Annotated in this window: 10 protein-coding genes; 7 read left to right on the top strand and 3 right to left on the bottom strand. The window is 61.5% G+C overall.

The annotated features are described in order from the left end of the window. Nucleotides 1–5: 5 nt before the first annotated feature. Nucleotides 6–227, bottom strand: a complete 222-nt coding sequence (locus WC811_RS04115; protein ID WP_372641256.1) for a hypothetical protein — start codon at nucleotides 225–227, stop codon at nucleotides 6–8. Nucleotides 228–509: 282 nt separating this feature from the next. Between WC811_RS04115 and gap the strand changes: the two genes are divergently transcribed. Both gap and WC811_RS04105 read left to right on the top strand, forming a co-directional pair. Beyond that, a complete protein-coding gene (gap, locus tag WC811_RS04110) occupies nucleotides 510–1520 on the top strand; it encodes a type I glyceraldehyde-3-phosphate dehydrogenase (RefSeq protein ID WP_372641254.1) in 1011 nt (336 codons plus the stop codon). A gap of 78 nt (nucleotides 1521–1598) precedes the next feature. Then, complete coding sequence (locus WC811_RS04105; RefSeq protein ID WP_372641252.1) at nucleotides 1599–2633, top strand: class I fructose-bisphosphate aldolase; 1035 nt, start codon at nucleotides 1599–1601, stop codon at nucleotides 2631–2633. A 79-nt stretch (nucleotides 2634–2712) separates the two neighbouring features. Here the strand turns inward: WC811_RS04105 and WC811_RS04100 are convergent, their stop codons facing one another. Then, on the bottom strand, nucleotides 2713–5088 hold the full coding sequence (locus WC811_RS04100; RefSeq protein ID WP_372641250.1) for a L,D-transpeptidase family protein: 2376 nt from the start codon (nucleotides 5086–5088) through the stop codon (nucleotides 2713–2715). Between the two features lie 336 nt (nucleotides 5089–5424). On the opposite strand from WC811_RS04100, the gene WC811_RS04095 reads away from it, so the two are divergent. The 5 genes from WC811_RS04095 to WC811_RS04075 all read left to right on the top strand — a co-directional run bounded on the left by WC811_RS04095 (nucleotide 5425) and on the right by WC811_RS04075 (nucleotide 10235). Next, nucleotides 5425–6048, top strand: a complete 624-nt coding sequence (locus WC811_RS04095; protein WP_372641248.1) for a thiamine phosphate synthase — start codon at nucleotides 5425–5427, stop codon at nucleotides 6046–6048. Further along, nucleotides 6045–7136: an SEL1-like repeat protein gene (locus WC811_RS04090; RefSeq protein WP_372641246.1), complete on the top strand. Its 1092-nt coding sequence runs from the start codon at nucleotides 6045–6047 to the stop codon at nucleotides 7134–7136. Before WC811_RS04095 ends, WC811_RS04090 begins: the two co-directional genes overlap by 4 nt. 84 nt (nucleotides 7137–7220) lie before the next feature. Next, nucleotides 7221–8018 (top strand): inositol monophosphatase family protein, encoded by a 798-nt coding sequence (locus tag WC811_RS04085; RefSeq protein ID WP_372641244.1) that lies wholly within the window; start codon nucleotides 7221–7223, stop codon nucleotides 8016–8018. Between the two features lie 132 nt (nucleotides 8019–8150). After that, on the top strand, nucleotides 8151–9203 hold the full coding sequence (locus WC811_RS04080; protein ID WP_372641242.1) for a flagellar motor protein MotA: 1053 nt from the start codon (nucleotides 8151–8153) through the stop codon (nucleotides 9201–9203). A gap of 3 nt (nucleotides 9204–9206) precedes the next feature. Further along, nucleotides 9207–10235: a peptidoglycan -binding protein gene (locus tag WC811_RS04075; protein WP_372641240.1), complete on the top strand. Its 1029-nt coding sequence runs from the start codon at nucleotides 9207–9209 to the stop codon at nucleotides 10233–10235. 223 nt (nucleotides 10236–10458) lie between these two features. Here the strand turns inward: WC811_RS04075 and WC811_RS04070 are convergent, their stop codons facing one another. Then, on the bottom strand, nucleotides 10459–12282 hold the full coding sequence (locus WC811_RS04070; RefSeq protein WP_372641238.1) for an ABC transporter transmembrane domain-containing protein: 1824 nt from the start codon (nucleotides 12280–12282) through the stop codon (nucleotides 10459–10461). Between the last annotated feature and the right edge of the window lie 147 nt (nucleotides 12283–12429).

Here is a 12429-nt window from a genome sequence, read left to right as displayed (position 1 = left end):
CACGGTCACTCGTTCTCCTGCAGACTATGGAGCGAATCGAGAACCCAATCAATGCGGTTGAGCGCATCCGCCGTCCGTTGCTCAAGCTCCGCGATACGCTGCTGCGCGGTCGCAAGCTCGGTCCGCAGGCGTGCGTTCTCCGCACGCAAATCGACGTCCCCTAGCGGCTTGCGGGCAGACTTCGAGTCTTCCGCGCGCTTGATTTTAAGTGTGTTGCGTTCAGTCATGGCCTCTTATCGCCCTCTCGGGCGACACGATTGACGCATCGATCACCTATGCTTGGTCTTTAGGTTACGTGGCTAAGGTAAACGACGTCAACAAACGAGACCGTGTTTCCCCCGTTCGGAATGAAAAGAATTCCGCGAGCGTAACCCAAACCCTTAGTCTTGCCTGATTGACAGGCGGCCACCAACTGACGTTAAAGACCCGAAAACCTTGAGACGGACGGCAATGAGACAGCGAACTTGTCCGCGTCCGTCACAATTCTCAGCTCCGGAGGACCCCCAAGAATGGCTGTGAAGGTCGCGATCAACGGTTTCGGCCGCATCGGTCGCAACGTGCTGCGCGCAATCATCGAGAGCGGACGGACCGACATCGAAGTCGTCGCCATCAACGATCTCGGCCCCGTCGAAACCAACGCCCACCTGCTGCGCTATGACAGCGTGCATGGCCGCTTTCCGAAGGAAGTGAAGGTCGAGGGCGACACGATCGACGCCGGCACCGGCCCGATCAAGGTCACGGCGATCAGGAACCCCGCCGAGCTTCCCCATAAGGCGATGGGCATCGACATCGCGCTCGAATGCACGGGCATCTTCGCTTCGAAGGAAAAGGCGAAGGCCCATTTGGACGCCGGCGCCAAGCGCGTTCTCGTCTCCGCTCCCGCCGACAATGCCGACCTGACCGTCGTTTACGGCGTCAATGATGACAAGCTGTCGAAGGAGCACGTCGTCGTCTCGAACGCATCCTGCACGACGAACTGCCTCGCGCCCGTCGCTCATGTGCTCCACAACGCCTTCGGCATCGCCCACGGCTTCATGACAACGATCCACTCATACACAGGCGACCAGCCGACACTCGACACCCTGCACAAGGATCTCTACCGCGGCCGCGCCGCGGCGTTGAACATCATCCCGACGACGACCGGCGCCGCCAAGGCCGTCGGCCTCGTCATCCCCGAGCTCAACGGCAAGCTCGATGGCGCATCCATGCGCGTCCCGACGCCGAACGTGTCACTGATCGACTTCAAATTCGTCGCCAAGCGCAACACGACGGCTGAAGAGGTGAACAACGCCATCATCGCAGCCGCGAAGTCGAACCGGCTGTCGGGCATCCTGACCGTGACGAACGAAAAGCTGGTGTCGATGGACCTGAACCACGACCCGTCGTCCTCGACGGTCGCGCTCGATCAAACCAAAGTGATTGACGGCAACTTCGTTCGCGTCGTTTCCTGGTATGACAACGAATGGGGCTTCTCGAACCGCATGGCCGACACCGCGGTCGCGATGTCCAAGCTCATCTGAGCCGGAATTCGGGCGGGCGTCGGCAACGGCGCCCGTTCTTGCGAGTATTAAAGATCAAACGGCCTGCGGAGACAAAGTATGAGCGACAGACTCGAGGATATCGCCCGCGCTCTCGTAGCACCGGGTAAGGGCATTCTTGCCGCCGACGAAAGCACGAGCACGATCAAGAAGCGCTTCGACGGCATTAAGCTGACGTCCACTGAGGACAGCCGCCGCGACTACCGCGAGATGTTGTTCCGCGCGACCGAGGGCATGAAGAACTACGTCTCGGGCGTCATTCTCTATGACGAAACGATCCGCCAGAAGGCGAAGGACGGCACGCCCCTCGTCGACATCATGAAGTCCGCAGGCTCGCTCCCCGGCATTAAGGTCGACATGGGCGCCAAACCGCTTCCCGGCCCGACATCGAAGGTCGAGACGATCACGGAAGGCCTCGACGGCCTGCGTGAGCGTTTCGCCGAATACTACAAGCTCGGCGCTCGCTTCGCGAAATGGCGCGGGGTCATCACCATTGACGACGGTCTGCCGTCCTGGAATTGCATCAAGGCGAATGCCCACGCCCTGGCCCGCTACGCCGCCCTGGCGCAGGAAGCCAATATCGTTCCGATCGTCGAGCCCGAGGTGCTGATGGACGGCGCGCATTCCAGCCACGACATCGACGAATGCTATCGCGTGACGGAGTGGACGCTGCGTACGGTCTTCCGCGAACTCTACGACGCTCGCGTGAACCTCGAAGGTATCGTCCTGAAGCCGAATATGATCATCGCCGGCCAAAAATGCCCGAAACAGGCAAGCGCCGCCGAAGTCGCGGAAAAGACCGTTCGATGCCTGAAGGCGACGGTGCCTTCAGCCGTTCCGGGCATCGCGTTCCTTTCTGGCGGCCAGTCGGACGAAGCCGCCACCGAGCATCTCTCGCTGATGAACTCCTCGGGTCCGTTACCCTGGCCGATGACCTTCTCTTACGGCCGCGCGTTGCAAGCCGCTGCGATCCAGGCTTGGGGCGGCAAGCCGGAGAACGTCGCTGCCGGTCAGCGCGCGTTCACGCATCGCGCAAAAATGAACAGCTTGGCCGCGCTCGGAAAGTGGAACGAGACGCTCGAAAAAGCCGCCTGACGCGCGGCTAACGCATCGCTTGAATCAAAAAAGGGCGGATCCAGCGATCCGCCCTTTTTCGTTGTTCGGTAAAGCGTGCTCAGTTCAGGAAGATATTGGAGAGCGCATCCTGGATAGGATTGTTCCCGCCTCCGGACTTCTTCGCCGTTGCACTCCGCTTGGCCGGCCGACCATCCGGCCGATCATCCTGCTGGCGAGTATCCTGAAGATCGTCCGATCCCGCATCGTTCGAAACACTGGCGCCGGCGCCCGGCTCCGAAGCTTCCGTCGGATCAATCGCTTCCTGCGCGATGAAGCGTACCGGATGTCCTCGTAGCGCCGACATCACGCGGCCGTCGATTCCGTAGACATCGGAGTAGTTATCGAGCTGACCGTCGTCACCGATGCGCGCCGTGAAGTAGACGAGATAGACCGGCACTTCTTTCGATAGCGTAACGCTGGCGCCGCCATCCCAAAGCTCGCCGACCTTTTCCGGCGAATAGCCTTTGTCTTCGCCGAGAATGACTTCGGCTGTCCGACGGGGGTCCTGGACACGCATGCAACCGTGGCTCAGAGCCCGCGCACTTTGGCTGAACAAGCCCCGCTCCGGCGTATCGTGCATGTAGACGTCATGCCTATTCGGGAAACGGAATTTCACGAGCCCGAGCGGATTATCGGCTCCCGGCGGCTGAATGAAGCTGTACTGGCGAACATCGGCCGTTTTCCAGTTGACGGAATTCGGGTCTACGCGTTGGCCATTGGAATAAACCTGCAGCTTATAGGCGGAGATCACGTCCGCGCCGGTATAACCGCCGCCGCCGCCGAACAATTGGTCGAAGAAGCCAAAACCGGAATTCCCCGATGCCTGCCGAAGACGCGGTGCAAGCTCCTTGGCCTTGATGCCGTCCGGCATGCCCCAGCTCGGCTTGAAAATCACGAACTGCATCTTCGCGGAGAGCAACGGCGTCGGCCACGACGGTTGACCAACGATCATTCTCTGCTTCAGCTCTATTCGGTCGTCTTTCCAGATCTCGCTGGTATATTCCGGAATGTTGTTCATGACATAGAACTTGCCAAGATCGGTCGGCAGCCACCGCCAGCGCTCCATGTTGGCAATGAGCCGATCTACATTCTCCGATGGGCTAGACCTCGTCTTCTTGGGCTGGCCCGCGCTGTTCAGGGCGGACCGCACGCGATTGTTCACCACGCCGTTCGCTTTGAGACCGTTGTCGTGCTGAAAGGCGCGGACAGCGTCGGCAAGCTTGTCATCGTAAACGACATCGTTCGCCGGATCGTCTGCCGGAGCCTTGAGTCGCTGACGCAGCAGCGCAACCTGATCGTCCTTGACGCCGCTCTTCAGCGTCTTGCCCTTGGCCGGCAGCTTGACGAGAAGTGCGGGATCGACCGGCTCCTCAGCCACCGCGCCACCGCGCGCCTTCAGCAGCGCTTGGCGAAGCCGTTCGAAGCCGACGTGCTTTGGATTGAGCCCGCGCAAGTACGCTCCCGGATCCGAAGCGTTCGCGAGTTCACGCATCGCGGACTTCGCGTCTTTGACCGGCGGTTTCATGTCGAGGATGTTGCTCAGCGAAACCGGATCGAGACGGCCGCCCCGCGCGTACCGCGCGTATTTCAAGGCGGACAGCGTGAGTTGTGCTTCCGCGGCTCCTCCCGCCGCGGCTCCGTCGCTAACCGACGGAATGACGAAATCAGATGACTCGAGACCCCAGTCGTCGGCGTTCTTCAGCGTCGCGATGAGTTCCTTCGCCTTACGCGTGAATTCGCCGCCGCTGACCCACAACGGCTCGGTGTGCGCATTGTAGTAATCGCGCGCCGCAGTCACGTCGTCGTTGGTGTTGTTTCGGCCTGCGAGCGCTTTATCGGAAAGCTTCGACCGCGCAGCTTCGACGATCGGATTGACCGGCGGCGGTGCGGGTGGCGCAGCAACAGGCGTCGTCTCGGCAGGCTTCGGCTGTTGCGCCGTATCGGCAGCAGGCGGCGTCGCTGGCTCGGCCGTCGCGGCAGCGGGCTTGCTGTCGGCCGAAGGCTCAGCCGTCGGTGCAGGCGAGGCCGCCGGAGCCTCCGACGCTGGTGGCGTCACGATCGCCGTATCCGTAGGCGGCGTCGAAGGCGCCGCATCGGGCTTGGAATCTATCGCTTTGGAATCGACGGCCGCAGGCGATGCTGGCGTTTCCACGGCTGGTGGCGTCACCGCCGCGGTCGAAGCGGGCTCAACCTTCTTCGGCGGGACCGCGGATGCGGCCGGAAGCGCGTCCTTTGGCGGATCGGATGATGTTGGCAGAGCAGCCGTCGTAGCGGGCGCATCCGCAGGCGGCTTCTGCGACTGCGGAAAATACGTTGTCGAACCGCTCGAAGAATCCTGTCCTGCCGTCTCGGCCATGACCGCTGGAGCATTTCCAGCCCAGCAGATCCCCAACAAACTAACGCCGAGAAGGCGAAGCGTGACTTGTTTGATCATTCCCCGTTTGGCTCCGATAGGGCGAGAGGCGCGGCATGCCGACACTGCCGACACTACGTGAGCCCTCAAGTTGGCGGAAAAACGCCTAAACTCAGAGATGGGCGACCATGACCCGTTCCCGAAGTCTGGTAAACTGCGCGACAGCCCGAATCCGGCGAAAAAACCGTGCTGTGGCCCTTAAAACCCGATTCGACTTGAGTATAGCCCCGTTTATTGCAACGCAGGGAACGAAACCCGGTTGATAGCTGGCGCTTCTTGTTTCCGCCGCAATCCGAACCGAATTGAACATTCAAAATCCGGAGCCCTCCCCGCGTGTCCACCTCGAGCAGCTTATATTTGGACTTCCAATTCGATGGCGGTTCCGCCGCGCAGGCGCTCGGCGTGCTTTCATCCGCGATCGACGCGGCTCCAATCGAAAGCGCCCTTCTGCGCTCTGCTCCGGGCGTAGAACTCGACGCCGCAATTGCCCGCGCACTTATCGCCCGCGCCCAAGAGAAGGGTATCGCGATGCTCATCGCGTCGAGCGCCGGCGATGCGGCGAAGCTCGGCGCCGATGGCGTTCATGTTCTGTGGTCGCCGGATATCGGCGAAGCATTCAAAACGCAGCGTCAGGCCGCGCCTAAGTCGATCGTCGGCGCCGACGCCGGGCGCAGCCGCCACGACGCTATGGAACTGGGCGATGCCGGTGCCGATTATGTGGCATTCGGCATTCCGCCTCACGTCGAGGATCGTGCGAAGGCCGCCGAGCGTCAGCGCGATCTCATCGTATGGTGGAGCGAACTGTTCGAGATCCCTTGCGTGGCCTTCGACGTTCCCGACAGCGAAGCAGCGCATCAGTTGGCTGTTGCCGGCGCCGACTTTGTCTCCGTCCGTGTGACGAGTTCGGAACCGGGACCAGACGCCGCCGCCCGTGTCCGCGAATTTTCAGAAGCCCTGCGCATGCCTGAGTCAGCGGAATGAACGTACTCGCGGCGAGAACATCGGTTTGTTTGGCTTTCGTCGCCGCGCTCGGCCTCGGTGCCTCGTCGGCACGTGCCGTGGCCGAAAGCAGCTCGTGGTTCTCGCGTGACGAAACGACCATCCCAAAGCTCGCGCCAGCGCCCAAATCGACCGCTCCGGAAGCCGGACCCAATGCGCCCGCCGCCGTTGGCATGAAGACCCGAATGCCCTCGCTCGTTCCCGCCACCGGCGACGACGCTGCCTACACCGCCTTCGACCAAGGCCAATACCTCACCGCGTTGAAACTCGCCGAGGAAGCAGCCGCTCGCGGCGAGCCGCAGGCCAACACACTCATAGGCCGTATCTACGCCGACGGCCTCGGCGTCCAGAAAGACAATGGCAAGGCCGACGAGTACTTCAAGCGCGCGTCCGACATGGGCGACGTTCAGGGTACCTTCGCGCTCGGCATGTCCTACGCGCAGGGGCGCGGCGTCAAAAAAGATTTCAAGACCGCCGGAGAGCTTTTTGAGAAAGCCGCCCTCACGGGCAACGCCGAAGCCAATTACAATCTCGGCCTGCTGTTCCTCAATGGCAACGGCAAGCCCTTAAGCCCAATTCGGGCCTACCAGCACATCCGCTACGCCGCCGAGAAAGGCATCCCTCAAGCGGAGTACGACCTCGCGGACCTTTTCCAGACCGGAACCGGCGTTGACGCCAACGCGCTTGAAGCCGCGAGATGGCTATCGCGCGCCGCCGACCACGGCCTCGCGGTTGCCCAATACGATTATGCCGTGCGGCTGCTTCAGGGCTACGGCCTGACGAATGACGAGGTCAAGATTCCGGCTCTGTTGAAGGCCGCAGCGGAAAAAGACATTCCGGGTGCCCAGAACCGCCTGGGTTACGTTTACCTTGAAGGCATCAAGGTCAAGAAAGACCCCATCGAAGCCGCGAAATGGAGACTGATCGCCCAAAAGAACGGCATCGAGGACAAAGCCTTCGACGAGATTCTTGCAAAAATGTCGAAAGCCGATCGCCTGAAAGCGGCGGTCGAAGCCTCCGCGTGGATGGACCGCATCGCGGTCGATCCCGAGATGTCCGCGGTTCCTTAGGCTTTCCGTCACCTTGCCACGGTCGTGAAGAGCCGTTAGAGCCGCGTCTCCGCCTTTTCCCGCGCCATTCCCGGATATCTCGACATGAGCAGCAACGTATCCCCGACCCTGAACGTCATGATATCCGCGGCGCGCAAGGCCGGGCGCAGCCTCGTCCGTGATTTCGGCGAGGTCGAGCATCTGCAGGTCTCGATCAAAGGCCCGGGCGACTTCGTCTCCGCGGCCGACCACAAGGCTGAGGACATCATCTTCAAGGAACTGTCGAAGGCCCGCGTCGGCTACGGCTTCCTGATGGAAGAACGCGGCGAAATCATCGGCGCCGACAAATCACACCGCTGGATCGTCGATCCGCTCGATGGCACGACGAATTTCCTCCATTCGAACCCGATGTTCGCCATTTCGATCGGCCTGGAGCGTGAGGGCCAGCTTGTTGCCGGGGTGATCTATAACCCCGCCAGCGACGAGCTCTTCACCGCCGAGAAGGGCAAAGGCGCCTACATGAACGACCGCCGCCTCCGCGTTGCCGCGCGCAAAACCGCGGCCGATGCCCTGGTGACGACGGGCATCCCCCATCGCGGCCGCGAGGGCCATCCCCGTTTCCTCAAGGAGATGGGACTGCTGATGGGCGAAGTCGCGGGCATCCGCCGGACCGGATCGGCGGCGCTCGACCTTGCATTCGTCGCGGCCGGCCGCTTCGACGCCTACTGGGAGCATAACCTGAAAGCCTGGGACATCGCGGCCGGAATTGTGATCGTCCGCGAGGCAGGCGGCTTCGTCAGCGATCTCAAGGGCGGCGATAAGATGCTCGACAGCGGCGACGTGCTCGCTGCCAATCTTCACCTTCACAAAGTGTTTGGCTCTGTGCTCTTCTCCAAGGCCTGATCTCTAACGCCTGAGACACGTCCGGATGTCCCGAGGAAATCTGGACTCCGGCATGATGTTGCCGGTTTTCGATGTCACAGCGTTGCGCTAAGGTCTCGTGTTGGGACAGCGGGGACGTTCCGGAGACGAAGAATGGCCAAGATCCGTCCGGGCGATGCCTCGGCACTCGCGCCGGTTTCACGGCGCCTGACACCACCCGGTGTCTTTTTATTGCGCATGACGATTTTTCTGACGCTTGTCGGCTTTCTGGCCGCCATTCTCTTCGATCAGTTACAACACTCCTTCCTGAACAATCCGGGCCTCAACGGCCTGATTTTGGGCACGTTGCTTCTCGGCATCATTTACGCCTACCGCCAAGTCTTTCGCCTCTATCCCGAAATTCGATGGGTCAACGCCTACCGCATCTCGGACCCCGGGCTTTCGATCAGCGCCCGCCCCGTCCTGCTGGCCCCGATGGCGACCATGCTGCGCGACCGAACCGGCACCCTGTCGCTGTCGACCGCCGCAATGCGCTCCTTCATGGATTCGATCGGTTCGCGCCTCGATGAAGCCCGCGATACCGGCCGCTATCTCGTCGGCCTGCTCGTTTTTCTCGGCCTGCTCGGAACGTTTTGGGGACTTCTCGAAACGATCGGCTCAGTTGGCCACGCCATCGACTCGCTCGATAGCAAAGCTTCCGACAATGTTCAGCTCTTCAGCGACCTGAAGGCCAGCCTCGCCGCACCGCTCAAAGGAATGGGAACGGCATTTTCGTCATCGCTGTTGGGCTTATCGGGCTCCCTCATCCTCGGTTTCCTCGAACTGCAGGCGAGCCACGCCCACAATCGTTTCTATAACGAACTTGAGGAATGGCTCTCCGGCAGCACCGAGTTGGCGCCCGCTGGCGGCGTTTCATCGAGCGACTACGTCAACCGCCAGCTTCTCGCAGCCGTCGTTGACATGCAGCGCTCGCTTGAAGATTTCACGAACCACCTTGCCGAGCAGCCGACCTCGGCCGTGAAAGCCGCGCCTCCGCAATCTCAGGAGGAAGTTCGCGACCTTGCGCGCGGCGTCAATCAACTCGTGACCCAAATGCGCACCGAACAGAAAGTTGTGCGCGAATGGGTCGACGAACAGGCCCAACAGCAGGCTGAGGTTGCCAGCATGCTGCGCAGCCTTGCTGATGCGATGAAGCGCGAGGGTTAACGCATGGCGCGCGGACGCTCCCGCCGCAGTGGCGAGTACGGCGAGTTCTGGCCCGCCTATGTCGACGTGCTATCGACGCTGTTGCTCGTCGTAACCCTGCTCATGTCGATCTTCATGATTGCGCAGTACTTCTCAGCCCAGGAATCAACTGGCAAGGATTCCGCCCTCCAGCGCTTGACGCTGCAGATCAGCGAACTGACTTCGTTGCTCTCGCTCGAAAAAGGCAAATCGCAATCCGCCCAGGATGAACTGGCCGCACTGCAGGCCTCCCTCGCCTCGATCAAATCCGAGAACGAGAAATTGACCGGTGCCGGTCTTGGCGCCGACGAACGTGCCAAGGACGCGGCGGGACAGATCGCGGGCCTCAGCGCCGACCTCGACAAGCAGAAGAATATTTCAACCGAAGCGCTCTCGAAGGTCGACCTGCTCAATCAGCAGCTCGTCGCGCTCCGCCGCCAGATCGCGGCGCTGAACGATGCGCTCAACGCGTCCGAAAAGAAGGGCGCCGAAAGCGACAAGACCATCAAGGACCTCGGCGCGCGGTTGAATACGGCCCTCGCCCAACAGGTCCAGGAATTGAAGCGCTATCGCTCAGACTTCTTTGGCCGCCTTCGCACGCTATTGAAGGATCGCAAGGACATCCGCGTCGTCGGCGATCGCTTCGTGTTCGAATCCGAAGTCCTCTTCGCGTCGGGTTCCGCGACGCTGACGCCGGAGGGCACCGCCGCGATGGATCAGATCGCAGAAGCCATCGTGGAACTGCAGAAGGAAATTCCGTCAGATATCGACTGGGCGCTACAGATCAATGGCCACACCGATGCGCGCCCGATCTCGAAAGCGGAATTCCCCTCAAACTGGGAACTCTCGACCGCCCGCGCGTCGTCCGTCGTGAAATATCTCATCTCGCGCGGAGTTCCAGCGGACCGCCTTGTCGCCGCCGGTTACGCCGAGTTCCAGCCTGTCGACACGGGCAACACCGAGGACGCCTATCAGAAGAACCGCCGCATCGAGTTGAAGCTGACGAACCGCTAGGCGGCGGCTGGCTGCAGGCTCGTGAACGCGATTGGACGGGACACCGAGAACTCAAGCAAGACCGAGCAACGATCCCACCCATCGCACGATCTGCCCGTCGTTGAACGAAAGATCGTACGCGAAAACAGCAAAACCGATGACGATGACCGTGAGCGCTTTCATAGCGACAATGATCTGTAGACAGATCTTAATATTCGATTAAGTGCGGCATCCGCCTTTCGGCCTATTCCGCCGCGTCGCGCCCGAACTGAAGTTCGGCAAGACGCGCGTAAATCCCGCCGCGCCGCACCAACTCGTCGTGTGTGCCCGCTTCCGCGATACGGCCGTTGTCCATCACAAGAATACGATCGGCCCTCTGAACCGTCGCTAAGCGATGGGCGATGACGATCGTCGTCCGGTCCGCCATCAGGCTTTCGAGAGCCCGCTGCACCGCGCCTTCGCTTTCCGCGTCGAGCGCGCTCGTCGCTTCGTCGAGCAGCAGGATCGGCGCATTTTTCAGAATGGCGCGCGCGATCGCGATCCGCTGACGCTGACCGCCCGAAAGCGACGTGCCGCGCTCTCCGAGCCGCGTGTTGTAACCATCGGGAAGGCGGCGAATGAATTCGTCGGCCTGCGCCGCCGTTGCCGCGCGGCGGACCTCCGACAACGTCGCGCCCGGCGTTCCGTAGCGGATATTTTCAGCAACCGTATCGGCGAACAGCGCGACGTCCTGGGGAACGAGTGCAATGCGGTTGCGAAGCGCCGAGAGATCCGCGTCTTTGACGTCCACACCGTCGACGCGAACAACACCCGTATCGGGATCGTAAAACCTTAAAAGCAAATTGAAGATCGTGCTCTTGCCCGCTCCCGAGGCGCCGACGAGAGCCAACGTCTTGCCCGGCTCTGCGCGAAACGAGATGCCGTCGAGCGCTTTCTCGTTCCGTCGTGCCGCGTAGGAAAACGAGACGCTCTCGAACGCGACGCTTCCGATTGCAGGCTTCGGCAGCGGCGTCGGATTCTCCGGCGAGCGGATTTCCGGCACTGTCGCCATCATTTCCGAAAGGCGTTCTGCGGCGCCTGCGGCCTGGCTGATTTCACCCCAGACTTCCGATACCTCGGCCAACGCGCCCGCAGCGAAAAGTGCGTAGAGAACGAACTGACCGAGTCGCCCCCCGGTCATGTCGCCGGCGATGACCGCCGAGGCACCGTACCAGAGCACGCCCGTCACGCTCGCGACCGTCAGAAAAATCGCGATGCCCGTGAGCGCAGCCCGCGCCCGCATCCGCCGTCGCGCTGCAACGAACGTCCGCTCGACCGCGCGTGCAAAGCGATCCGACACAGTCTTCTCGTTGACGTAAGACTGCATCGTCCGATAGGCGGCGAGGTTCTCGGACGCATAGGCCGATGCCTCTCCGAGGGTATCCTGCGCTTCCCGCGACAAGCGGCGAACGAGACGCCCGAAGCCGACGAGCGGCAAAACGATAATCGGGATCGCAAGCAACACGAGCGCCGATAGCTGGGGGCTCGTGATGAACATCATGATGAGCGCACCGATCAGCATGATCGTGTTGCGTGCCGCCTGGCTGAGCGCGGAACCCGCAACAGCTTTGATCTGCGTCGTATCCGCCGTCAGGCGGCTCATGATCTCGCCGGAATGGTTGACGTCGAAATAGGCCGGTCCGAGCTTGGCGAGTTGCGTGAAAACCTTGGTGCGGAGATCCGCGACCACGCGCTCGCCCATCCAATTGACGAAGTAGAAACGCGCCGGGCTCGCAATCGCGATAACGAGGCCGATGCCGATCAGCGTCAGGAAGTAATTGTTGATCAGCGCTGAATCGTTGCCTGCGAAGCCCTTGTCGATCATGCGCCGAACGGCGAGCGGTACCGACAGCATGGCGATCGCGGAAACGACCAGCGAGATGATCGCGCCCCAGAGCGCCCCCTTATGAGCAAGAATGAGGGGCTTCAGCGTCATCAGCGGCTTGAGCGAGGGGCGTTGACGTTGCTGCGTGGTTTCGTCCGTGGGTTGAGCCCTCGCCGAGTCCAGGTCTGCAACGTCGCTGCTCATGGGGTTTTCTGGTCCAAGTCATGGGGAAACAAGATGTTTCAACCCTTAAGCCGCGGGGACCATGCCCCACCGGGGCCGACGGCTCAAGAGGCAATGGGCCGCTCCTAAGCCACCGAAAATTACGAATTGCTTAGGTTTGGCGCGCCG

It is taken from the genome of Hyphomicrobium sp., assembly GCF_041659645.1.
In the GTDB taxonomy this organism is placed as follows: domain Bacteria; phylum Pseudomonadota; class Alphaproteobacteria; order Rhizobiales; family Hyphomicrobiaceae; genus Hyphomicrobium_B.
The sequence above is the reverse complement of the archived record's forward strand: the minus strand, read 5'-3'. Positions and strand labels throughout refer to the sequence as shown.

Excerpts from the sequence above, each read along its gene's own strand:
- WC811_RS04115 (WP_372641256.1), bottom strand. The coding sequence starts at position 227 with ATGACTGAACGCAACACACTTAAAATCAAGCGCGCGGAAGACTCGAAG.
- gap (WP_372641254.1), top strand. The coding sequence starts at position 510 with ATGGCTGTGAAGGTCGCGATCAACGGTTTCGGCCGCATCGGTCGCAAC.
- WC811_RS04105 (WP_372641252.1), top strand. The coding sequence starts at position 1,599 with ATGAGCGACAGACTCGAGGATATCGCCCGCGCTCTCGTAGCACCGGGT.
- WC811_RS04100 (WP_372641250.1), bottom strand. The coding sequence starts at position 5,088 with ATGATCAAACAAGTCACGCTTCGCCTTCTCGGCGTTAGTTTGTTGGGG.
- WC811_RS04090 (WP_372641246.1), top strand. The coding sequence starts at position 6,045 with ATGAACGTACTCGCGGCGAGAACATCGGTTTGTTTGGCTTTCGTCGCC.
- WC811_RS04085 (WP_372641244.1), top strand. The coding sequence starts at position 7,221 with ATGAGCAGCAACGTATCCCCGACCCTGAACGTCATGATATCCGCGGCG.
- WC811_RS04080 (WP_372641242.1), top strand. The coding sequence starts at position 8,151 with ATGGCCAAGATCCGTCCGGGCGATGCCTCGGCACTCGCGCCGGTTTCA.
- WC811_RS04075 (WP_372641240.1), top strand. The coding sequence starts at position 9,207 with ATGGCGCGCGGACGCTCCCGCCGCAGTGGCGAGTACGGCGAGTTCTGG.
- WC811_RS04070 (WP_372641238.1), bottom strand. The coding sequence starts at position 12,282 with ATGAGCAGCGACGTTGCAGACCTGGACTCGGCGAGGGCTCAACCCACG.